The organism is Streptomyces sp. NPDC038280 (genome assembly GCF_055600045.1).
Map to the genome: position 1 here is coordinate 81257 of NZ_JBVJYZ010000010.1, position 19653 is coordinate 100909.

General features: G+C 71.4%; 18 protein-coding genes. 8 read left to right on the forward strand and 10 right to left on the reverse strand.

The genetic code is table 11. From position 1 onward, the window contains the following. Nucleotides 1-226: 226 nt before the first annotated feature. From ACZ7J0_RS20955 to ACZ7J0_RS20975, 5 genes are all read right to left on the reverse strand, one after another. Nucleotides 227-1351, reverse strand: a complete 1125-nt coding sequence (locus ACZ7J0_RS20955) for an LLM class flavin-dependent oxidoreductase (RefSeq protein ID WP_468710533.1) — start codon at nucleotides 1349-1351, stop codon at nucleotides 227-229. 123 nt (nucleotides 1352-1474) lie between these two features. Further along, nucleotides 1475-2236 carry an SDR family NAD(P)-dependent oxidoreductase gene (locus ACZ7J0_RS20960; RefSeq protein ID WP_470889433.1) on the reverse strand — a complete coding sequence of 254 codons (762 nt, stop codon included), beginning with the start codon at nucleotides 2234-2236 and terminating at the stop codon, nucleotides 1475-1477. A 10-nt stretch (nucleotides 2237-2246) separates the two neighbouring features. Continuing rightward, on the reverse strand, nucleotides 2247-3167 hold the full coding sequence (locus ACZ7J0_RS20965; protein WP_470889749.1) for an LLM class F420-dependent oxidoreductase: 921 nt from the start codon (nucleotides 3165-3167) through the stop codon (nucleotides 2247-2249). 88 nt (nucleotides 3168-3255) lie between these two features. Further along, nucleotides 3256-3900, reverse strand: coding sequence for a pentapeptide repeat-containing protein (locus tag ACZ7J0_RS20970; protein WP_470889435.1), 645 nt, complete (start codon nucleotides 3898-3900; stop codon nucleotides 3256-3258). A 78-nt stretch (nucleotides 3901-3978) separates the two neighbouring features. Further along, nucleotides 3979-5196: an amidohydrolase family protein gene (locus ACZ7J0_RS20975; RefSeq protein ID WP_470889437.1), complete on the reverse strand. Its 1218-nt coding sequence runs from the start codon at nucleotides 5194-5196 to the stop codon at nucleotides 3979-3981. Nucleotides 5197-5362: 166 nt separating this feature from the next. On the opposite strand from ACZ7J0_RS20975, the gene afsR reads away from it, so the two are divergent. From afsR to ACZ7J0_RS20990, 3 genes are all read left to right on the forward strand, one after another. Next, complete coding sequence (gene afsR, locus ACZ7J0_RS20980; RefSeq protein WP_470889439.1) at nucleotides 5363-8320, forward strand: SARP-family global regulator AfsR; 2958 nt, start codon at nucleotides 5363-5365, stop codon at nucleotides 8318-8320. Nucleotides 8321-8539: 219 nt separating this feature from the next. Beyond that, entirely contained in the window at nucleotides 8540-8764 is a 225-nt protein-coding gene (locus tag ACZ7J0_RS20985) for a hypothetical protein (protein ID WP_468710541.1), read from the forward strand. 169 nt (nucleotides 8765-8933) lie between these two features. Beyond that, the gene (locus ACZ7J0_RS20990) at nucleotides 8934-9077 is read left to right on the forward strand and encodes a hypothetical protein (RefSeq protein WP_470889441.1); all 144 of its coding nucleotides are present in this window, start codon (nucleotides 8934-8936) and stop codon (nucleotides 9075-9077) included. Here the strand turns inward: ACZ7J0_RS20990 and ACZ7J0_RS20995 are convergent. Further along, nucleotides 9061-10611, reverse strand: coding sequence for a FadD3 family acyl-CoA ligase (locus ACZ7J0_RS20995; RefSeq protein WP_470889443.1), 1551 nt, complete (start codon nucleotides 10609-10611; stop codon nucleotides 9061-9063). The genes ACZ7J0_RS20990 and ACZ7J0_RS20995 overlap by 17 nt on opposite strands. 94 nt (nucleotides 10612-10705) lie before the next feature. Between ACZ7J0_RS20995 and ACZ7J0_RS21000 the strand changes: the two genes are divergently transcribed. Genes ACZ7J0_RS21000 through ACZ7J0_RS21010 form a run of 3 tightly spaced genes read left to right on the forward strand, consistent with a single transcriptional unit; the run spans nucleotide 10706 to nucleotide 13045 of the window. Further along, nucleotides 10706-11848 carry a lipid-transfer protein gene (locus tag ACZ7J0_RS21000; RefSeq protein WP_470889445.1) on the forward strand — a complete coding sequence of 381 codons (1143 nt, stop codon included), beginning with the start codon at nucleotides 10706-10708 and terminating at the stop codon, nucleotides 11846-11848. Between the two features lies 1 nt (nucleotide 11849). Next, entirely contained in the window at nucleotides 11850-12275 is a 426-nt protein-coding gene (locus tag ACZ7J0_RS21005) for a Zn-ribbon domain-containing OB-fold protein (RefSeq protein ID WP_470889447.1), read from the forward strand. Then, nucleotides 12272-13045: an enoyl-CoA hydratase/isomerase family protein gene (locus ACZ7J0_RS21010; RefSeq protein ID WP_470889449.1), complete on the forward strand. Its 774-nt coding sequence runs from the start codon at nucleotides 12272-12274 to the stop codon at nucleotides 13043-13045. Before ACZ7J0_RS21005 ends, ACZ7J0_RS21010 begins: the two co-directional genes overlap by 4 nt. Here the strand turns inward: ACZ7J0_RS21010 and ACZ7J0_RS21015 are convergent. Both ACZ7J0_RS21015 and ACZ7J0_RS21020 read right to left on the reverse strand, forming a co-directional pair. Next, the gene (locus ACZ7J0_RS21015; RefSeq protein ID WP_470889451.1) at nucleotides 13042-13533 is read right to left on the reverse strand and encodes a hypothetical protein; all 492 of its coding nucleotides are present in this window, start codon (nucleotides 13531-13533) and stop codon (nucleotides 13042-13044) included. The two genes, ACZ7J0_RS21010 and ACZ7J0_RS21015, sit on opposite strands and share 4 nt — an antisense overlap. 83 nt (nucleotides 13534-13616) lie before the next feature. Then, nucleotides 13617-14207: a hypothetical protein gene (locus tag ACZ7J0_RS21020; RefSeq protein WP_470889453.1), complete on the reverse strand. Its 591-nt coding sequence runs from the start codon at nucleotides 14205-14207 to the stop codon at nucleotides 13617-13619. A 120-nt stretch (nucleotides 14208-14327) separates the two neighbouring features. Between ACZ7J0_RS21020 and ACZ7J0_RS21025 the strand changes: the two genes are divergently transcribed. Beyond that, nucleotides 14328-15041, forward strand: a complete 714-nt coding sequence (locus ACZ7J0_RS21025; protein WP_470889455.1) for a hypothetical protein — start codon at nucleotides 14328-14330, stop codon at nucleotides 15039-15041. Between the two features lie 28 nt (nucleotides 15042-15069). On the opposite strand, the gene afsK is transcribed toward ACZ7J0_RS21025, so the two are convergent. Together afsK and ACZ7J0_RS21035 are read right to left on the reverse strand one after the other, a co-directional pair. Then, nucleotides 15070-17529 carry a protein serine/threonine kinase AfsK gene (afsK, locus tag ACZ7J0_RS21030; RefSeq protein ID WP_470889457.1) on the reverse strand — a complete coding sequence of 820 codons (2460 nt, stop codon included), beginning with the start codon at nucleotides 17527-17529 and terminating at the stop codon, nucleotides 15070-15072. A gap of 85 nt (nucleotides 17530-17614) precedes the next feature. Beyond that, nucleotides 17615-18592, reverse strand: a complete 978-nt coding sequence (locus ACZ7J0_RS21035) for a VOC family protein (protein ID WP_470889459.1) — start codon at nucleotides 18590-18592, stop codon at nucleotides 17615-17617. 313 nt (nucleotides 18593-18905) lie between these two features. On the opposite strand from ACZ7J0_RS21035, the gene ACZ7J0_RS21040 reads away from it, so the two are divergent. After that, nucleotides 18906-19553 (forward strand): TetR family transcriptional regulator, encoded by a 648-nt coding sequence (locus tag ACZ7J0_RS21040; RefSeq protein WP_470889461.1) that lies wholly within the window; start codon nucleotides 18906-18908, stop codon nucleotides 19551-19553. The last annotated feature ends 100 nt before the right edge of the window (nucleotides 19554-19653 follow it).

Below are 19653 nucleotides of genomic sequence, written 5' to 3' on the forward strand. Positions count from 1 at the left end.
CCGCGGCCCTGAAGCGTGCGCCGACGGTCGATCGCGCTCGGTCCCCCGTGCCCCGGGACCCGGCGCGTTCTCCCCTTCGGCATCCGCGGGCCTCTTCGGCTCACTCGTGCTGTTGGCTCCGGCCGGGGGGCGTCGTGGCCGGCCGCGGCCACGACACCCTCCGGCCGGCCGGTACGGGGCAGCGGTCCGGGAAGACACCGCCCCGCGTCCCTGGAGGGTCGGCCCCTTACTCGCCGGCCGCCTGACGGAACCGGGTCGTCCGGTGCACCGGGTCGGTGTCGATCTTCGGGATCACGTGCTCACCGATCAGCTTGATCGTGTTCATCGTGTCCTCGTAGGAGATCCCGATCGGCAGCCCGAAGGAGAGCTGGTCGGCCCCGGCCTGGTCCCAGCGCTTGCACTGCTGGAGCACCTCGTCCGGGTCGCCGCAGATCATCAGCTCCTCGGCGATGAGCAGCTCGATGATCTCCTCGCTGTACTCCGGGAGCAGCTCGGGCCACTCCGGGATGCCCTCCGGCCGGGGGAAGGTGTCGTGGTAGCGGAAGAGCAGCGACTGGAGGTAGTTGAGCCCGCCGCCGACCGCGATCTCGACCGCCTTCGCGTGGGTCTCGGCGCAGATGGCCGTGGAGGTCACCATGACGTTGTCGTTGACGAAGTCGCCGACCGCCTGGGCCTCCTTGACGGCCGACTTGTAGGACTCGACGACCCACTCCATGTCGGAGACCTTCTGCACGCTGAAGCCGAGGACGCCGAGGCCCTTCTTTCCGGCCATGGCGTACGAGGAGGGGGAGCCGGCCGCGTACCACATGGCCGGGTGGGACTTCCCGTACGGCTTCGGAAGGATCTTGCGCGGCGGCAGCGACCAGTGCTTGCCCTGGAAGCCGACGTACTCCTCCTGGAGCCACATCTTGGGGAACTCGGCGATGGTCTCTTCCCAGATCTCCTTGGTGTGGTTCATGTCGGTGATGCCCGGCATGAACCCGAGGATCTCGTGGGAGCCGGCGCCGCGCCCGGAGCCGAACTCGAAGCGTCCGCCGGAGAGGTGGTCGAGCATCGCCACCTTCTCGGCGACCTTGACCGGGTGGTTGACGGGGGCGAGGGGGTTGAAGATGCCCGAGCCCAGGTGGATCCGTTCCGTGGCGTGTGCGAGGTACCCGAGGTACACGTCGTTGGCCGACAGGTGCGAGTACTCCTCCAGGAAGTGGTGCTCGGAGGCCCAGGCGTACTTGAAGTTCGACTTGTCCGCCTGGATGACGTACTCGGTCTCCTCCATCAGCGCCTTGTGCTCAGCCTCGGGATCGGTCTCGGCACGCTTTCCGACGTATCCCTGTACAAAGAGCCCGAATTCCAAGGTCTTCTCCTTCGGGTGTTTCTGACGAAGCGTCAGATACTTGGTGCCGTCGACTCTGGCACCGTGGGGAGGGAGCGTCAATACCTGACGAGCCGTCAGACACTGAGCTCGTCGGGCGGCTCCTCAGAACAGGCTCACGCCCGCCAGCCAGCCCCCGTCGATGACGAACGGCTGCCCGGTGATGTACGAGGATTCGTCGCCGGTGAGGAAGAGCGCGAGCGCCGCGACCTCCTCCGGGCGGCCTATCCGGCCCAGCGGGACGAGCTTCTCGTAGAGCTCGGCCACGGCCGCCGGGTCGACCCCCTCCGGATTGCTCATCGGAGTGTCCACCGCCCCCGGGCAGACGGCGTTGACCCGGATCTTCTTCGCGGCCAGCTCCACGGCGGCGACCCTCGTCAGGCCCAGCACCGCGTGCTTGGTCGCCGCGTAGGCGCCGACGCCCGCCATGCCCGTCAGCGCGGTGTACGAGGCGGTGTTGACGATGGTCCCGCCGCCGGCGGCCTCGATCTCGGGCGCGACCGTCCGTATGCCGAGGAAGCAGCCGACCTGATTGACCTGCACCACCTGCTGGAACTCCTCCAGCGGAGTGGACACCAGCTCGTTGAAGCGCAGGATGCCCGCGTTGTTGACCAGCGCGTCGATCTTCCCGAAGGCGGCCTTCGCGGCGGCGACGGCGGCACGCCAGTCCGCCTCCCTGGTCACATCCAGGTGCACATAGCGGGCGGTGTCCTCGCCGAGCTCCTTGGCGAGCGCCTCGCCCTGGTCGTCGAGTACGTCCCCGAGGACGACCCTGGCCCCCTCGGCGGCGAACAGCCGGGCCTCCTGCTCGCCCTGCCCGCGCGCGGCGCCGGTGATGACGACGACGCGCCCGTCCAACTTACCCATGGTCTTCTCCTCAGCTCAGGTTCGGGGCGACCTCGGCGGCGAAGGCCGACATCTGGTCGGTGAGTTCGGCACGGCTCCGGGAGCGGAACCGGACCTGGATCTGGTCGACGCCCATCGCGCCGTACGCCCGCAGCGACTCGGCGAGCGCCTCCGGCTTGCCGGTGAGCGTGCGACGCCCGGTGTCCCACCCCGGCTCGCCCACGTACAGCGGTTCGGCGATCGCGCCGATCACGAGGGGGCCGGTGATCCCCGCGTCGGCGCGCAGCCGGCGGATGCGGGCGATCTGGCCGGGCAGCCGGTCGCGGGGGTCGCCCTGCGGGAGCCAGCCGTCCCCCTTGAGGGCGGCGCGGCGGACGGCGGCGGGCGAGGACCCGCCGACCCAGAGCGGGACGTGCGACTGGGCGGGCCGGGGCCGCTGGCCGAGGTCCTTGAAGGAGAACCGCTCTCCGCCGAACTCGGGATACTCCTCGGGCCCGAGCGCGGCCCGCAGGGCGTCGATGGATTCGTCGAGGAGCGGTCCTCGGCGCTCGAAGTCGGCGCCGACCGCCTCGAACTCCTCCTGGACGTGGCCGGCGCCGACGCCGAGGATCAACCGACCGCCGGAGAGGTGGTCGAGCGTCGCGTAGGCCTTGGCGGAGACGAGGGGGTGGCGCAGGCCGACCACGGCGACATGGCTCATGAGCCGGACGCGCTCGGTGGCGGCCGCGAGGAAGGAGAGGGTGGCGACCGGGTCGTACCAGACGGTGCTCATGGGTCCCGCGAGCCTGCGAGGGATCGCCACATGGTCGCAGGAGGCGATGTACCCGAATCCGGCCCGGTCGGCGGTACGGGCGATCTCGACGAGGTCGTCGGGGCCGGCGCCCGCTTCCCAGGGCTCGGCGTACATGGTGCTCTGCGACTGGACCGGGAGCTGCATCCCGTACATGACCATGCGGGCCACCCTCATCTGACGGTTCGTCATAAACGATGAGCCCCATCGTCTTTGCTGACGCCCCATCAGACAAGGGTGTTGCCGGAACCTACCCCACGTCGTAGCCCAGAGCCGTGGCGATCACGGCGGCCTGCTCCAGGTCGATCCGCGCCCCGGCCGCGCGCACGGTGAGCGGATCGAGGGACGACAGATCGCTGCCGCGCAGGTCGGCCCGGTCCAGCCGGGCGCTGTGGAGCATCGCCCCGGAGAGATCACAGCGGACGAGCGTCGCGCCCTCCAGCCGGGCGGCGGTCAGGTCCGCCTCGCGCATCCGCACCCCGTCGAAGACGGTCTTGCGCAGATCCGCCCCCGGCAGCCCGGCGTACGACCAGTCGCCGCCGGTCACCTCCAGCAGGGCGTACGTCGACTCCTGGAACAGACTGCCCACGACCTTGCACTGCTCGAAGCGGCTGTCGAAGAAGGCGCACTTGCGGAAGGTGCAGTTGGTGAAAGCGGCGCCGGTGTGCCGCGACGCGTTGAACCGCACACCGGAGAAGGTGCACTCGTCGAAGACGGCGCCCTCATTGACCAGCTCGGTCCAGTCGGTGTCGAAGAAGGTGCACCGGGTGAACGTCTCACCGGCCCCCAGCTCCCGCCCGTACCAGTCCTCGCCGCGCACGACGCGTTCCTCGCCGGCCGCGGGAGCACGCCCGGAGAGGGGACGGACCTGATCATTTTCACCCTCGGAGGACATGCCCCGATTGAACCCCGGGGCACTGACAACGGGGGACTGACAACGCGCCGACCGACCGTGCCGCTCCGCCGCGCGGCCCTACCCCACCCACAGCCCCTCGTCCGACAGGCCCAGCAGGTCGATCGCGTTGCCCCGGACTATCCGGTCGATCACCGCCGGGTCCAGGTGCCCCATCTGGGCCTCTCCGACCTCCTTGGACTTGGGCCAGGTCGAGTCGGAGTGCGGGTAGTCCGTCTCGTAGAGCACATTGCCCACCCCGATCGCGTCGAGGTTCCTGAGCCCGAACGCGTCGTCGAAGAAGCAGCCGTACACATGCTCCGCGAACAGCTCCGACGGCGGCCGGTGGACCTTGTCGGCCACCCCGCCCCAGCCCCGGTTCTCCTCCCAGACCACGTCCGCCCGTTCCAGGATGTACGGGATCCACCCGATCTGGCCCTCCGCATACATGATCCGAAGGTTCGGGAAACGCTCGAACTTGCCGCTCATCAGCCAGTCGACCATCGAGAAGCAGCAGTTCGCGAAGGTGATCGTCGAGCCCACGGCCGGCGGCGCGTCCGGTGACGTCGAGGGCATCCGGCTCGATGAGCCGATGTGCATGGCGATGACGGTCCCGGTCTCGTCGCAGGCCCGAAGGAACGGGTCCCACGCGTCCGTGTGGATGGACGGCAGCCCCAGATGGGGCGGTATCTCGGAGAACGCGACGGCCCGTACGCCCCGGGCGGCGTTCCTGCGCACCTCCGCCGCCGCGAGCTCCGCGTCCCAGAGCGGGATCAGCGTGAGGGGGATGAGGCGGCCGCGCGCCTCGGGGCCGCACCACTCCTCGACCATCCAGTCGTTGTACGCCCGCACGCCGAGGAGCCCCAGCTCACGGTCGGCCGCCTCGGTGAACGTCTGCCCGCAGAAGCGGGGGAACGTGGGGAAGCACAGGGCGGACTGGACGTGGTTGACGTCCATGTCGGCGAGCCGGTCGGGGACGCTGTAGGAGCCCGGCCGCATCTGTTCGTAGGTGATGACCTCGAGCCTGATCTCGTCGCGGTCGTAGCCGACGGCCGTGTCGAGGCGGGTGAGCGGGCGGTGCAGATCCTCGTACACCCACCAGTCGCCGATCGGCCCGTCGTCCCCGGGCGCACCCATGACCGGCGCGAACTTGCCGCCGAGGAAGGTCATTTCCTTCAGGGGCGCCCGGACGATCCGCGGGCCGGTGTCCTGGTACTTCGACGGGAGCCGGTCCCGCCAGACGTTGGGGGGCTCCACCGTGTGGTCGTCCACCGAGATGATCTTCGGGAAGGTCTCCATGTCCTCCACCGTAGCGCTGATCTGACGACCCGTCAGCTCTCTCGTCGGCAGATCATGTCCAGACCTTGTGCAGAGAGTCACCCAGTGCTGACGCATACGCTCCGGACAAGGCAGACTGTCGGGGGCGAAGCCAGCGGCAGGACCAGGGGTGCGAGCAGGGGGAGCTATGGACCGTGACAACGGGCCACGAGTGCCGGAGCAGCGTGCTCCGCTGACAGGTCACAGCGATACGGGCAGCGACCTGCGGTTCGGCGTGCTCGGTCCGGTGCGCGCGTGGCGCGACGGCGAAGCGCTGCCCTCCGGCTCCCCGCAGCAGCGCGCCCTGCTGGCCGCGCTGCTGTTGCGCGACGGACGCACCGCGACCGCCTCCGAGCTGATCGACGCGATCTGGGGCGAGGAGCCGCCCTCCCAGGCGCTGGCGGCCGTGCGCACCTACGCGTCCCGGCTGCGCAAGATCCTGGACCCGGGCGTGCTGGTCAGCGAGTCCGGCGGGTACGCGATCCGCACCCGGGCCGACTCCCTGGACCTCAACGCCGCCCAGGAGCTGGCCGCCGAGGCGGAGAAGCTCCGGGCCGCCGGCGACCGCTCGGGCGCCCGCTCGCTGATCAACAAGTCGCTCGGCCTCTGGGACGGCGAGCCCCTCGCCTCGGTGCCCGGACCGTACGCCGAGACCCAGCGCGCCCGGCTGGAGGAGTGGCGCCTCCAGCTCCTGGAGACCCGCCTCGACCTGGACCTGGAGGTCGGCTGCCACGCGGAGGCCGTGTCCGAGCTGACCGCGCTCACCGCCGCCCACCCGCTGCGCGAGCGTCTCCGTGAGCTCCTCATGCTCGCCCTGTACCGCAGTGGCAGGCAGGCCGAGGCCCTCGCCGTCTACGCCGACACCCGCCGCCTCCTCGCCGACGAGCTGGGTGTCGACCCGCGCCCCGAGCTCTCCCGGCTGCAGCAGCGGATCCTCCAGGCGGACGCGGAGCTGGCCCGACCGGTCGAGGAGACCACCTCCGCCCCCGCGCCGGCCCGGCCCGCCCAGCTGCCGGCGACCGTCTCCGACTTCACCGGCCGCGCCGCGTTCGTGCGGGAGCTCGGCGACCGGCTCGCCACCGCCGAGGGCTCGGTCATGGCCGTCTCCGCGCTGGCCGGCATCGGCGGGGTCGGCAAGACGACGCTCGCCGTGCACGTCGCGCACGCCGCCCGCCCGCACTTCCCCGACGGCCAGCTCTACATCGACCTCCAGGGCGCCGGAGCGCGGTCCGCCGAGCCCGAGACGGTCCTCGGCTCCTTCCTGCGCGCCCTCGGCACCCCCGACACGGCCATCCCGGACGGCCTCGACGAACGGGCCGCGCTGTACCGCTCCACCCTCGACGGCCGGCGCATCCTCGTCCTGCTCGACAACGCGCGCGACGCCGCGCAGATCCGGCCGCTGCTCCCCGGCACGGCCGGCTGCGCCGCCCTGGTCACCAGCCGCACCCGCATGGTCGATCTGGCCGGCGCGCACCTCGTCGATCTGGACGTGATGTCGCCCGAGGAGGCCCTCCAGCTCTTCACGAAGATCGTCGGCAGGGAGCGGGTCCAGGCCGAGCGGGAAGCGGCCCTCGACGTGGTCGCCGCCTGCGGTTTCCTGCCCCTCGCCATCCGTATCGCCGCCTCCCGGCTGGCCGCGCGCCGCACCTGGACCGTCTCGGTCCTGGCCGCGAAGCTCGCGGACGAGCGCCGCCGACTCGACGAGCTGCAGGCCGGCGACCTGGCGGTCAAGGCCACCTTCGAGCTGGGCTACGGCCAGCTGGAGCCCCAGCAGGCCCGCGCCTTCCGCCTCCTCGGCCTCGCCGACGGACCCGACATCTCCCTGGCGGCCGCGGCCGCGGTCCTGGGCCTGCCCCTCCAGGAGGCGGAGGACCTTCTGGAGGCCCTGGTCGACACCTCCCTCCTGGAGTCCGCCGCCCCGGGCCGCTACCGCTACCACGACCTCGTCCGCCTCTACGCCCGCGCCTGCGCGGAGCGCGACGAACAGCCGCCGGTCGAGCGGGAACTGGCCCTCTCCCGGCTGCTGGACTTCTACCTGTCGACGGCCTCGCGCGGCTACGCGATCGAACGCCCCGGCGACCGCCTGGTGGACCACCTGGAGCCCACGCGGTACGACGGCCCGGTCTTCACCGACCGCCACGCGGCCCAGGACTGGCTGTACGCGGAGGCCAACTGCCTCCTGGCATGTGTCCGTCAGTCGACGGGCGAGACGACCCTGCGCCGGTCGGTGGACCTGCTGTGGGCGTCCCTGGACCTGGCGGAGTCGGGCGCGAACTCGAAGGAGTACGAAGCGGCGGCGGCCGGTCTGCGGGACGCGGCGAGGGAAGCGGGCGACACCCGGGCGGAGGGCCGGGCCGCGCTGACACTGGCGTACGTCCACCATGTGTCGGGCCGCTTCGACCAGGCGGACGAGGAGGCACGGGAGGCCATGGGCCTGGCCGAGACGGTCGGCGATCCGCTCCCGTACTGCTGGGCCGCCAACACGCTGGGAGTGATGGCGGTCTACCGCAATCGCTACGAGGAGGGCGAGGGCTATCTCAGCCGCGCCATCGACGCCTTCCGCGACTGCGAGGACCGCCCCGGCGAGGCCAGCGCGCTCTGCAACCTGTCCCGCATCCACCTCCTCACCGGGCGCACCGCCAGCGCGGTCACCCTCGCCCTCCAGGGCACGGAGATGTACGACGGGATGGGCCATGCCCTCAAGGGCGCGAACGGCCGGTACGCCATGGGCGTGGCCCTCACCCGCGCAGGGCAGCTGCCGGAGGCCGCGGACAGTCTGCAGGCGGCCCTCGCCGTCTTCCGTGACAGCCGTCAGCGGCTGTGGGAGGGCATGACGCTCTTCCGGCTCGCGGAGGTCGACGTCGCCACCCAGCGGTTCGCCCAGGCCGCGCTGAACGCCGAGATGGCGTTGACCGTACTCAGGGGCATCGGGGGCGAGTGGCGGCGCGGGAACGTCCTCACGGTCCTGGGCCGCGCTCTGCACGGCATCGGGCAGCTCGGCCGCGCGGAGGTCTGCTGGCGCGAGGCGCTCGGCATCTACGACGTGCTGGGCTCACCGGAGGCGTCCGACGTACGGGCGCTCCTCTCCCCGGCCGCGGCGGCCTGAGGCCCCGGCAGCGGGCGTTCATCGTTCGTTTATCGCCGCCCGGCATTCTCTTACTCATCGATCCGTCGCGTCGGGGGGCAGACGGGTCAACGGTAAGGCCGTCGCTCCGACGCAATAGGGTGAGCGGCCCTGCACTGAGGCCCGTCCGGCCGTCCACGGGGGAACAGCCGGGCGGGCCTCGCAGACCACCGCAGCGACTACTCATGGGAGTTGACCACCATGGCCGACGAGAACACCACCGACCCGATCGTCAAGCCGACCAACATCCACGTCACCGGCGGTGGCGAGGGCGGCATCGAGACGAAGAACATCCACGTCACCGGTGGCGAGGGTGGCGACGCGATCGCCGAGAAGATCGGTATCAAGAACATCCACGTCACGGGCGAGCCCGAGGGTGAGGTCGCGCCGGCCAACATCCACGTGACGACGGAACCCGCCAAGTAGACCTTCACGCACGGGGTGCGGCCGCGGCGGCGCGGAGGGGGAGCCGTCGCGGCCGCGGCGTGTAACGAGCCATAAGTTGTCCGGAAGCCAGGGCAACCATCGATCATCCGACCAACGAGCGCCTAGGGTCAGTCATGTCCGGAATCGATCCATCCCCGCGGAGGCCCGCATGACCCGCGCCAGGCAGCTGATCCTCGGTGCGCTCGTCGCCGCGGCCCTCGTCACGGGCTCCGCGGCCCCGGCGCTGGCGAACGTCCACGTCACCACGCCCACGGCCGGCCCCGCGAACGTGCACGTCACCGTGACCGGCTGACCGCCCTGAGTTCGCCCTTCAGTACCTTCCCGCTCGCGTTCCGCGGCAGCTCCGGTACGAACTCCACCTCCCTCGGGACCTTGTAGTTCGCCATCTCCCGCCGCGCCCACGCGATCAGGTCGTCCGCCGTCAGGGTCGAGCCCGGCCGCCGGACCGCGTACGCCTTGCCCACCTCGCCCAGCCGGGCGTCCGGGACGCCGATGACCGCGATGTCGGCGATGTCGGGGTGGAGGCCCAGGAGTTGTTCGATCTCCGCCGGGTACGCGTTGAAGCCGCCGACGATGAACATGTCCTTGATCCGGTCGGTGATCCGCAGGTTCCCCGCGTCGTCGAGCACGCCCACGTCTCCCGTGTGGAGCCAGCCGTCCGCGTCCAGGACCTTCGCCGTCTCCTCCGGGTCCTCGAAGTAGCCCCGCATCACGTGGTGGCCGCGGACGAGGACCTCTCCGTTCTCGACACGGATCTCGGTGTCCGGGATCGCGCGGCCCGACGTGGCGGCGATGACGTCCGCGGGGTCGCCCTGGCGGCACATCGTGACGATGCCGCTCGCCTCGGACAGGCCGTACGCCGTCAGGACGGTGGCGATGCCCAGCTCGGAGCGGAGGCGCTCGACGAGCTGGAGGGGCACGACCGCCGCGCCGGTGACCACCAGCCGCAGGGCCGAGAGGTCGTGCGCGGAGCGGGCCGGGTGGTCCAGGAGTGACTGGTGGAGCGTCGGGGGGCCGGGAAGGACCGAGATGCGCTCCGACGCGATGTTCGCGAGGACCGTGTCCACGTTGAAGACCGGCTGCGGCACCATCACCGCGCCCCGCATCAGGCAGGCGATGATCCCGGCCTTGTAGCCGAACGTGTGGAAGAACGGGTTCACGATGAGGTAGCGGTCGCCCTCCCGCAGGCCGGCCAGCTCCGACCAGACGTCGTAGCACCGCAGCGTCTGCGCGTGTGTGATCACGGCCCCCTTCGGGGCGCCCGTGGTACCCGACGTGAAGATGATGTCGGAGGGGGAGGAGGGCAGGACGGAATCGGCCCTCGTCCGGACCTCCTCCCCGCTCACCCCCTCTCCCCCGGCCAGGAAGTCCTTCCAGGTGCGGTAGTCCTCGGGGGCGGAGTCCGCGAGCACCACCACCTGTTCCAGGTGCGGGAGTTCCACGTCGGCCCGGCGCAGCGAGGCGACGTACGAGGTGCCGAGGAACGTGCCGGTGACGAAGAGCAGCTTCGCCCGGGAGCGCTGGAGGACGTACGCCGCCTCCGCCCCCTTGAAGCGGGTGTTCAGCGGGACGAGGACCGCGCCCGCCGACACCGCGCCCAGGGCGGAGACGATCCAGTCGAGGGTGTTGGGTGCCCAGATCGCGACCCGGTCCCCGGCCCGGACGCCCGACGCCATGCAGGCCGCCGCCGCCCGTTCGACGCGGTCGCCCAGCTCCTCGTACGACACCCGGATCCGGCCCTCGACGACCGCCTCCCGGCTTCCGTACCGCTCGGCCGCCGACCGCACCAACGTCGGTATCGAGCCCCACTCCAGGTCGCCGCGCATCCCCAGTCCTTCCACCCAGACGCAGTAGCTGACTATCCGTCAGATTAGCTGTAGCCTGACGCGCTGTCAGCAGCTCGCGATCGGGGAGGTTGCAGTGCTCAAGGACAGGACAGCCATCGTCGGCATCGGACAGACCGCCTTTGCCAAGCAACTCCCCGAACCCGAGAAGACCCTGGCCTGCCGCGCCATCCTCGCCGCCCTGGACGACGCCGGCATCGCACCGTCCGAGGTCGACGCCTTCGCCTCGTACACGATGGAGGAGACGGACGAGGTCGAGGTGGCCAAGTCCATCGGCGCCGGCGACGTCACCTTCTTCTCCAAGGTCGGCTACGGCGGCGGCGGTTCCTGCGCCACCCTCGCCCATCTCGCCGCCGCCGTCGCCGCCGGCCAGGCGAGCGTCGGCGTCGCCTGGCGCTCCCGCAAGCGCGGCAGCGGACCGAGACCCTGGAAGAACACCGCCGTCCAGCTTCCCACTCCCGGCCAGTGGACCCGGCCCTTCGGACTGCTGCGCCCCTCCGACGAGATCGGGATGCTCGCCCGGCGCTACATGCACGAGTACGGCGCCACCCGCGACCATCTCTTCAACGTCGCCCTCGCCTGCCGCAACCGTGCCAACCAGAATCCCGCCGCGATCATGTACGAGCGGCCCCTGACCCGCGAGATGTACATGACCGCCCGCTGGATCAGCGAGCCGCTCTGCCTCTTCGACAACTGCCTGGAGACCGACGGCGCGCTGGCCTGCGTCATCGTCTCCGCCGAGCGCGCACGCGACTGCCGCCAGAAGCCCGTCTACATCCACTCCGCCGCCCAGGGCCTGCCCGCCCAGCACCACGGCATGGTCAACTACTGGAACGACGACCCGCTCACCGGCCCCGCCTGGACCGCCGCGCGGCACCTGTGGAAGAACGCCGACCTCACCCCCGAGGACATCGACGTCGCCCAGATCTACGACGCCTTCACCCCCCTCATCCCGCTCTCCCTGGAGGGCTACGGCTTCTGCGGACGAGGAGAAGGCGCCGCCTTCACCGAGGGCGGGGCGCTGGAGATCGGCGGCCGGCTGCCCCTCAACACGGGTGGCGGCGGGCTCTCCGAGGCGTACGTCCACGGCTTCAACCTCATCAACGAGGGCGTGAAGCAGCTGCGCGGCACCAGCACCGCCCAGGTCCCGGACGCCGCGACCTGTCTGGTCACCGCCGGCGAGGGCGTGCCCACATCGGCCGTACTGCTGAGGAGTTGAGATGCTCACACCCGTCACCGACGAGGACGGCGCGCCCTTCTGGGAGTACGCCGCACAGGGCGAGCTGCGCGTTCAGGCGTGCGTGGCCTGCGACGAGCCGCGCTTCCCGCCCCGCCCCTGCTGCCCGCACTGCCAGTCCTTCGACAGCGAATGGCGCAGGATGAGCGGCCGGGGCCGCATCTGGTCGTACGTCCTGCCGCATCCGCCGCTGCTCCCCGACTACGCGGCGCAGGCCCCGTACAACGCGGTCGTCGTCGAGCTCGTCGAGGACCCCCGGATCCGGCTCGTCGGCAATGTCGTCGCCGCGCCCGACGCCCCGCTGAACTCGGTGGACCCGGACCGGCTGCGCATCGGCGCCGGCGTCAGGGTCGCCTTCACCGAGATCGACGGCATGGCGGTTCCGCGCTGGCTGCTGGAGCGCTCATGAGCATCCGCGTCGAGACGGACAAGGAGTCGGGGGTTGCGCTCGTCACTCTCGACCGCCCCGAGCGGCACAACGCCCTCACGCTCGACATGGCGGCCCGACTGGCCGATGTATGGCGGGAGTTCAGGTACGACGACACGGTACGGGCCGTCGTCCTCACGGGCGCCGGCGGGAAGGCCTTCTGCACCGGCATCGACCGGGGCGCCGAGGTCCCGCAGCCGTCCTCGCCGTACACGATCGACGACCCTTTGATCGCCATCGGCCCCAAGGCGAACGACCTGTGGAAGCCGGTCGTCGCGGCCGTGGAGGGGATGGCCTGCGGCGGCGCGTTCTATCTGCTGGGCGAGTCCGAGTTCGTCGTCGCCTCCCAGGAGGCGACCTTCTTCGACCCGCACACCACCTACGGCATGGTCAGCGCGTACGAGGCCATCTCCATGGCCCAGCGGATGCCGTTCGGCGAGGTCGCCCGTATGTCCCTGATGGGCACGGCCGAACGGGTCTCGGCGCGGCGGGCGTACGAGACCGGGCTGGTCTCCGAGCTGACCGACCCGGGTGAGGCGGCGCACGCGGCCCGCCGGGCCGCCGCCGTCATCGCCGCCTGCCCGACCGAGGCCGTGCAGGGCACGGTCCGGGCGGTGTGGTCGGCGAAGGAGGCGGCCAGGGCCCAGGCCCTCGCGCACGCCCCGCACCTGATCGCGCTCGGGAACCTGCCGCCGGAGCGGCAGGCGCAGCTGTTCTCAGGACGGGGCGGGGCGGGCTTCCGGCTGCGTTAGCTCGACACGACCCGGCTCGCGCTGACCACGAGGCACTTCTTGTACTCGGAGCCGTCGCCCTTGCCGGTGTACGGCGTGGAGGCCTCGGTCGACTGCGAGCCGTTGCCCGGCACGAGCAGGTCGTCCACCGTGGCGAACGCGACGTCGGCGCTGGGACCGCCGACCTCGCCCTTGAACTGGACGCTGACGTCGTACTTGTACGCCAGGGCGTCGCTGTTGGTGATGGTGACCTTCACCGTGAGCTTGTCGGCCGAGATGAGGCAGTCGTCGATCCGCACATCGCGCTCCGCCTTGCGGGCACTGCTGGAACCACCTGTCACGGAGCCGGTGGTGCCGCCGGTGGTGCTGTCGTTGTCGTCGCGGCTGTGGCTGCTGGAGCCGCCGGAGCTCGAACCGGAACAGCTTCCGCCGTGCGAGCCGCGGGCTCCGGTGAGCGCGAACACAGCGATACCGAAGACGGCGACCGCGCGGACATGACGAAGCTTCACTCTTCAACCCCCGTTGAAAGTGTCAAAAGTTCGGAGGCCCGTGTTGACGGGCGCACGTCACCCTAACAGCGCAACGGGACCGCTCAGTCCCTCAGCTCGACCCGGCCCAGCACGCACTTCTTGACCCGGCTCACGCTCTTGGGGTTCTTCATGCCCACCTCCACGGACGTGGTGACGCCCGGCTCGACGACCACCTCGGCCTGCCCGGAGTCGATGGAGGAGCCACTGAGACCGGTGAAGTTCACCGTGACCCGGTACGTGTGGCGGACCGAGTAGCGCGAGGTGAGCCGGACGGTCGCTGAGGTGTCGCCGGCGGCCGTCCTGGTCTTCTTGCCCTTGCGCCTGCGCTGCTTGGCGTCCACGCACTCGCTGATCACGACGTCGAGAAGGGAGGTCGAGGTGGGCGTGGGCGTCGGCTCACCGGTGGACGAGCCACTCGACGAACCGCCGGACGAGGAGCCGTAGTCGTCGTCGTTGTCGTTGTCGTAGTCGCGGTAGCCGCCGTTGCCCTTCTTCGAGCTGGAGCAACCGCCACCGCTGCTGCTGCTGCGACTGCTGCCGCTCTTGCTCTTGCCCCGGCCGCCGCTCTTGCCTCCGGTCGAGGTCTGGAACCCGGTCAGCGCGAGCACCACCACCACGAGCACCGCCGCGAACCTCGGACGCCGACCCACCATGCCACTCCCCCTGCCACTCCACCGCGGTTGTCGCGCGCCACCTTAACGAGCCGCCGCGTGGCGGGGCGTACCCACCCGGCGTAGCGTCGTGATCGAGAGCCGACCCCAAGGAGGCCGACGATGATACGCAACGTCCTCGGCTCCATCGCCGCTCTCGCCGGAGCGACGGCCGCCGTCTGGAGCCCCTTCCGAGCCTGGTACGACGGCCGTCACGGGCGGGACTACCGCATCGAGGACCTGTTCGGCGGTATCACGGACACCAAGTCGGACCTGTGGATCTCGGTCCTGCTGCCGTTCGTGGTGGCCGCTGTGATCACCCTGCTCGGGCTGGTCTTCCGCTCGCGTCTCCTGGTGGCGCTCGCCGGCGTCATCGTGCTCGGCTTCACCATCCTGTGGATGGTCCAGCAGGGCCAGGAGGCGGGCAGCCTCACGGCCGGCGGCGACGACAGCGACGGGCTGGGTTCGGGCGTCGGGCTCGCCCTCGGCGGCGGACTGCTCCTGCTTCTGGGCGCGGCGATCATGTCGGGCCGCCGGCGTACACGCCGTACGGAACCGGAGCCGGCGTACGCCGGGGACCGTGCGCACCCCGACGACCGCGCGTACCCGGACGAGCGCGCGTACCCCGATGACCGCGCCTACCCGGACGACCGCTACCCCGACGAGCGCGCCTACCCGGACGACCGTGCCGGGGAACGCCCCACCTCGGCCTACCCGACGCAGGGCGACCCCTCCCAGGAGACCAGGGCGTGGGACGGCCCGCCGCGGGACCAGGGGGACGACTGGCCGGACGACCGCCGCCACGGTGGGCCGCCGGGGCCCGGCCGGCCCGCGTGACCGCCTGAGCGACAGCGCGCCGTAGAGGTCAGGCGCGCGTCGCCGTCCCCTTCACCGCGTCCAGCGCGTACACGCACCGGTCCTTGCTGCACGCGTACACCACGCCGCCCCTGGCCACCGGCGACCCCGTGATCTCGCCGCCCGTCGCCAGCTTCCACCGCAGCTGTCCGCCACTCGCGTCCAGCGTGTACAGCACATGGTCCGCCGAGCCGAAGTGCACCCGGCCGTCCGCGACCACCGGTGTGCCGATGAGGTCTCCGCCGGCCGCGAAGCGCCACTTGGGCGTGCCGGTGACCGCGTCGAGCGTGTACAGCGCGCTGCCGCTGCCGACGTGGACGTTGCCGTTGACGACAAGGACGGGTTCGACGGACTGCCGGCCCTCGGTGGCGATGCGCCACCGGTCCTTGCCTGTGGTCGCGTCGAGCGCGTAGACGGTGCCCAGGTAGTCGGCGAGGTAGACCCCGCCGCCGGTGACGGCGGGCCCGGGAGCGAACGCCGGGGCACACAGGAACACCGCGGGCGCCTCGAAGCGCCAGCGGACGAGCCCGCTCACGATGTCGATGGACAGCACGCGCGTACCGGCCGAGACGTACACGCAGCCGTCCTCCGCCGGGGCCACCCGGACCGGGACGTTGCCGCAGGACGCCGCGTCACCGACGGGGTACGACCAGCGCTCGGTGCCCGTACGGGCGTCCAGCGCCTGGAGGCGTGCGTCGCGCCAGACGTAGACGGTGTCGCCGTGGACGGCCGGTCCGGCCTCGGGGGTCTCGAAGTCGGTCTGCGCGCCGCTGATCTCCCAGAGCTTGGCGCCGTTGGAGGCCTCCCAGCCCTGGACGCCGCCGCCGCGCGTGCCGGTGACGACGGTGCCCCGGTCGACCTTGAGCGAGTACACCCAGGCGTCGGTCCGCAGACGCCAGCGTTCGCTGCCGTCGGTGGCGTCGAGGGCGTACAGCGTGGGCCCGTCGGAGGCGTGGACGCGGCCGCCCGCGACCGCCATCGACCAGGCGACGTCCCGGGTCTTGAACTGGCGCCGGCCGCTCGCCACGTCCAGGGCGTGCACCTCGAAGGAGGTGACGTAGAGGAGGTCGCCGTCGACGACGGGCGTGCCCCACACGTCGTTCGACATACGGAACCGCCAGGGGCGCCAGTGCCCCGGCTCGGCCTGGGCGGGCGGCTGTCCCTCCGCCGTGGGCGCGGACGCGGGCGACGGGAGGGGCCGGGTGCCGGCCGTCGGCCCCGGCTCCGCGCCGTTCGGGCCACCACCCGGACGGCGGATCCAGCCGGTCGCGGGGCCGGTGTCGGCGACGATCGCGGCGCGGGTGTCGGCGACCCGGGGGCCGGGGCCGATGGGCACGGCCGCGCCCGGCAGCCGGACGGGCCCGGCCTCCGAGGGCGATCCGGGCCCCGCGTGCCGCCCGGGGCCCCGGGCGGGGCCGGGGGACGCCTGGCCGGTACGGGGGTCCTCACCGCCGCGCCAGGCCGCGTCCCAGTCCGGCGCGCGCCGGGGAGGGCGCGGCGGCGCGGGCGGCGGAGTCGGCGGCGCGGCGGGTGCGGGCGCCGGGACCCGGCCACCGCCCCGGCGCTGCTCGATCATCGCCGTGGCCCGCGACGGCAGCCACGCGGACGCGGTGCCGCTGTCGTCGTTGCCCGAACCGAACAGGTGCGGGGCGAGCTGCGCCTGGAGGTCGGCGGGGGTCGGCCGCAGGGAGACGTCCATCTGCATACAGGCGTCGATGAGCGGCCTGAGCTCGTCCGGGAGCCCCTCCAGGTCGGGGCCCTCGCGCAGCAGCATGAAGACGGTCTCGACGGGGTTCGCGCCGTGGAAGGGGGCGTGCCCGGTCGCGGCGAACACCAGCATGGAGCCGAGCGAGAAGACATCGCTGGCGCCGGTGACGCTGCGCGAGTCGCGCGCCTGCTCCGGGGACATGTACGCGGGAGTGCCGACGGCGACGTTGGTCATGGTCAGCCGGGTGTTGGAGACACCGGAGGCGATACCGAAGTCGATGACGCGCGGCCCGTCCTCGACCACGAGCACGTTCGACGGCTTGAGGTCGCGGTGGACGAGGCCCGCGCCGTGAATGGACTGGAGGGCCTCGGCGACACCGGCCGCGAGCCAGCGGACGGCCTGGGCGGGCATGGGCCCGCACTCATTCACTATTTCTTCGAGGGAGGGAGCCGGGACGTAGGCGGTCGCGAGCCACGGAACCGCCGCGCGCGGATCGGCGTCGACCACGGCCGCCGTGTAGAAGCCGGAGACCGCCCGCGCGGCCTCGACCTCACGCGTGAAGCGGACGCGGAACAGCTGGTCCTCGGCGAGCTCGGTCCGTACGGTCTTGATCGCCACACGCCGGCCGGACGCCGACCGCGCGAGATAGACCAGACCCATGCCGCCGGCACCGAGCCGGCCCAGCACCTCGAACGGTCCGATCCGCCTCGGGTCGTGCTGCGTCAGCTGCTCCACTTGCCTGCCACCTCCCCGTAGGGCCATGAGGGTACGGCCCCGCGCCCCTGATTGTTCCTGCCGGAGGCGGCGGTGGCGAACCCGGGGGCGGATCGGGGTGTCTCAGCTCATATCACTCGTCGGACCCCTTACCGCCCTGAGCCTCCAGGGACCGGGCGGGGTCGGCGGTCACGGCGGCCTCCGCGCCCCCGGCCGGCGGGGCTTTGGCGACCGGGGCCTCGGCGGCGGGGGCCTTGGCATCCGGGGTCTTGGGCGGCTGGGCGCCGAGAGCGGCGGCCGGCCGGAACGGCTGGGCGGGTGTCACCGGCTCGGCGAGGACCGCGAAGGCCGCGCCCTGGTTGTCCATGAGCGCCGCGATCCGCCCGTACGGCGTGTCGAAGGGCGGCTCGGTGACCCGGCCGCCGAGCCGGACGGCCGTTTCCGCCGTGGCATCGCAGTTCTCGACGGCGAAGTAGACGAGGAAGTGGCTGGGCATCTCGGCCGGGAACGCCGAGTTGATCACGCTCCGGCCGCCGATCGCCTGGTCGTCGCCGTTGGCGCTGCCCGCCGGGGACCAGACGCGGAAGTCGATGGGTTCGCTCTCCCCCTCGGCCGCGATGTCCCTCACCTCATAGCCGAAGACCGATTCGTAGAAGGCGTCGACGGCTTCCTTCTCCCGTGTGTAGACCTCGGCCCAGCAGAAGGAGCCGGGCTTGTTCTGCAGCTCGAAGCCGCTGTGGGTGCCGGGCTGCCAGAGCCCGAAGACCGCTCCGCCCGGGTCCGCGGCGAGTGCCATGAGGCCGAGGGGGCCGACTGGGAAGGGGGTCAGCACCACCCGGCCTCCGGCTTCCTCGATGCGGTCGCCGAGCGTGGCCGCGTCAGGGGTGGCGAGGTAGACGTTCCAGGTGGTGGGAAGGCGGCCGTCCCGTTTGGGGACCAGGGCGGCGACACGCTTCCCCTCGCGGAGGGCGGTGGTGTAGTGCCCGTGGTCCGCGTCGGGGTCGTCACCGAACGTCCATCCGAAGAGCTCACCGTAGAAGCGCTTGCCCGCCTCGAGGTCGGGGAGCTGCGCGTCCACCCAGCACGGTGTGCCCTCTGCGAATGCGGCCATGGGCGGTTCCTTCCCTGGTACGGCCCGTGTGGTGCCCGTCACGGTCAAGCTAGCGGCGCCACACGACCCACACAGAGAACAGAATCGAACAAACAGGCACTTTTCGGTCTGGGGCCCGGGATTCCCATGGCTTGTCCACCGAAGTTGTCCACAGGCTGTTAATAATCCTATTGAGTGGCACCCCCGCGACGCCGACGGTTGACGCCGGCGCCCGGAGGGCCGTCGCCGGGGCCGCCCGGGGGTGGGAGGAGGACCACACCCCATTTGCAGTCGGCCGAATCGCGCGCCGATCACCCCTCGGTAAGCTGACGGCATGACAGGACAAGTACGCACCGTCGACGGCCGCGTGGCAGGCCGACGCGGCCAGGCGACGCGGCAGAAGCTGCTCGACTGCCTCAGCGAGATGCTCAGCTCCTCGCCGTACCGGGACGTCAAAGTCATCGACGTGGCCCGGAAGGCGGGGACTTCACCCGCGACCTTCTACCAGTACTTCCCCGACGTCGAGGGCGCTGTCCTCGAAGTGGCCGAGGAAATGGCCAAGGAGGGCGCCGGGTTGACCGAACTGGTCTCCGGCCGCTCCTGGGTCGGCAAGGCCGGCTGGCAGACCGCGGAGGAGCTGGTCGAAGGATTCCTGGACTTCTGGCGCCGCAACGACGCCATCCTCCGGGTGGTGGATCTGGGGGCCGCTGAGGGCGACAAGCGGTTCTACAAGATCCGCATGAAGATCCTGAACTCCGTCACCAACTCCCTTACGGACGCGGTGAAGGAGCTCCAGGCCAAGGGCAAGGTCGACAAGGACGTCAGCCCCGCGGCGATGGCCGGCTCGCTGGTCGCGATGCTGGCCGCGGTCGCCTCGCATCAGAAGGGCTTCCAGGCCTGGGGCGTCAAGCAGACCGAACTCAAGCCCAATCTCTCCCTGCTGGTCCATCTGGGAATCACGGGCAAGAAGCCGACGAAGTAACGTTCTTCGTCCCCTCCGCACGTCCTGTCACGCCGACGGCGGTCCCGCGCGATGCCGACCGCCGTCGGCTTTCCCATGTCCAAAGACCGGCACGCTCCGA

Bases quoted from the DNA above. Each gene is read 5' to 3' on its own strand.
- ACZ7J0_RS21005 (WP_470889447.1), top strand. From the start codon at position 11,850: ATGCTCACACCCGTCACCGACGAGGACGGCGCGCCCTTCTGGGAGTAC.
- ACZ7J0_RS20990 (WP_470889441.1), top strand. From the start codon at position 8,934: ATGACCCGCGCCAGGCAGCTGATCCTCGGTGCGCTCGTCGCCGCGGCC.
- ACZ7J0_RS20965 (WP_470889749.1), bottom strand. From the start codon at position 3,167: ATGGTCATGTACGGGATGCAGCTCCCGGTCCAGTCGCAGAGCACCATG.
- ACZ7J0_RS21020 (WP_470889453.1), bottom strand. From the start codon at position 14,207: ATGGTGGGTCGGCGTCCGAGGTTCGCGGCGGTGCTCGTGGTGGTGGTG.
- ACZ7J0_RS21040 (WP_470889461.1), top strand. From the start codon at position 18,906: ATGACAGGACAAGTACGCACCGTCGACGGCCGCGTGGCAGGCCGACGC.
- ACZ7J0_RS20985 (WP_468710541.1), top strand. From the start codon at position 8,540: ATGGCCGACGAGAACACCACCGACCCGATCGTCAAGCCGACCAACATC.
- afsR (WP_470889439.1), top strand. From the start codon at position 5,363: ATGGACCGTGACAACGGGCCACGAGTGCCGGAGCAGCGTGCTCCGCTG.
- ACZ7J0_RS21010 (WP_470889449.1), top strand. From the start codon at position 12,272: ATGAGCATCCGCGTCGAGACGGACAAGGAGTCGGGGGTTGCGCTCGTC.
- ACZ7J0_RS21035 (WP_470889459.1), bottom strand. From the start codon at position 18,592: ATGGCCGCATTCGCAGAGGGCACACCGTGCTGGGTGGACGCGCAGCTC.
- ACZ7J0_RS20975 (WP_470889437.1), bottom strand. From the start codon at position 5,196: ATGGAGACCTTCCCGAAGATCATCTCGGTGGACGACCACACGGTGGAG.
- ACZ7J0_RS20995 (WP_470889443.1), bottom strand. From the start codon at position 10,611: ATGCGCGGCGACCTGGAGTGGGGCTCGATACCGACGTTGGTGCGGTCG.
- afsK (WP_470889457.1), bottom strand. From the start codon at position 17,529: ATGGCCCTACGGGGAGGTGGCAGGCAAGTGGAGCAGCTGACGCAGCAC.
- ACZ7J0_RS20970 (WP_470889435.1), bottom strand. From the start codon at position 3,900: ATGTCCTCCGAGGGTGAAAATGATCAGGTCCGTCCCCTCTCCGGGCGT.
- ACZ7J0_RS20960 (WP_470889433.1), bottom strand. From the start codon at position 2,236: ATGGGTAAGTTGGACGGGCGCGTCGTCGTCATCACCGGCGCCGCGCGC.
- ACZ7J0_RS21025 (WP_470889455.1), top strand. From the start codon at position 14,328: ATGATACGCAACGTCCTCGGCTCCATCGCCGCTCTCGCCGGAGCGACG.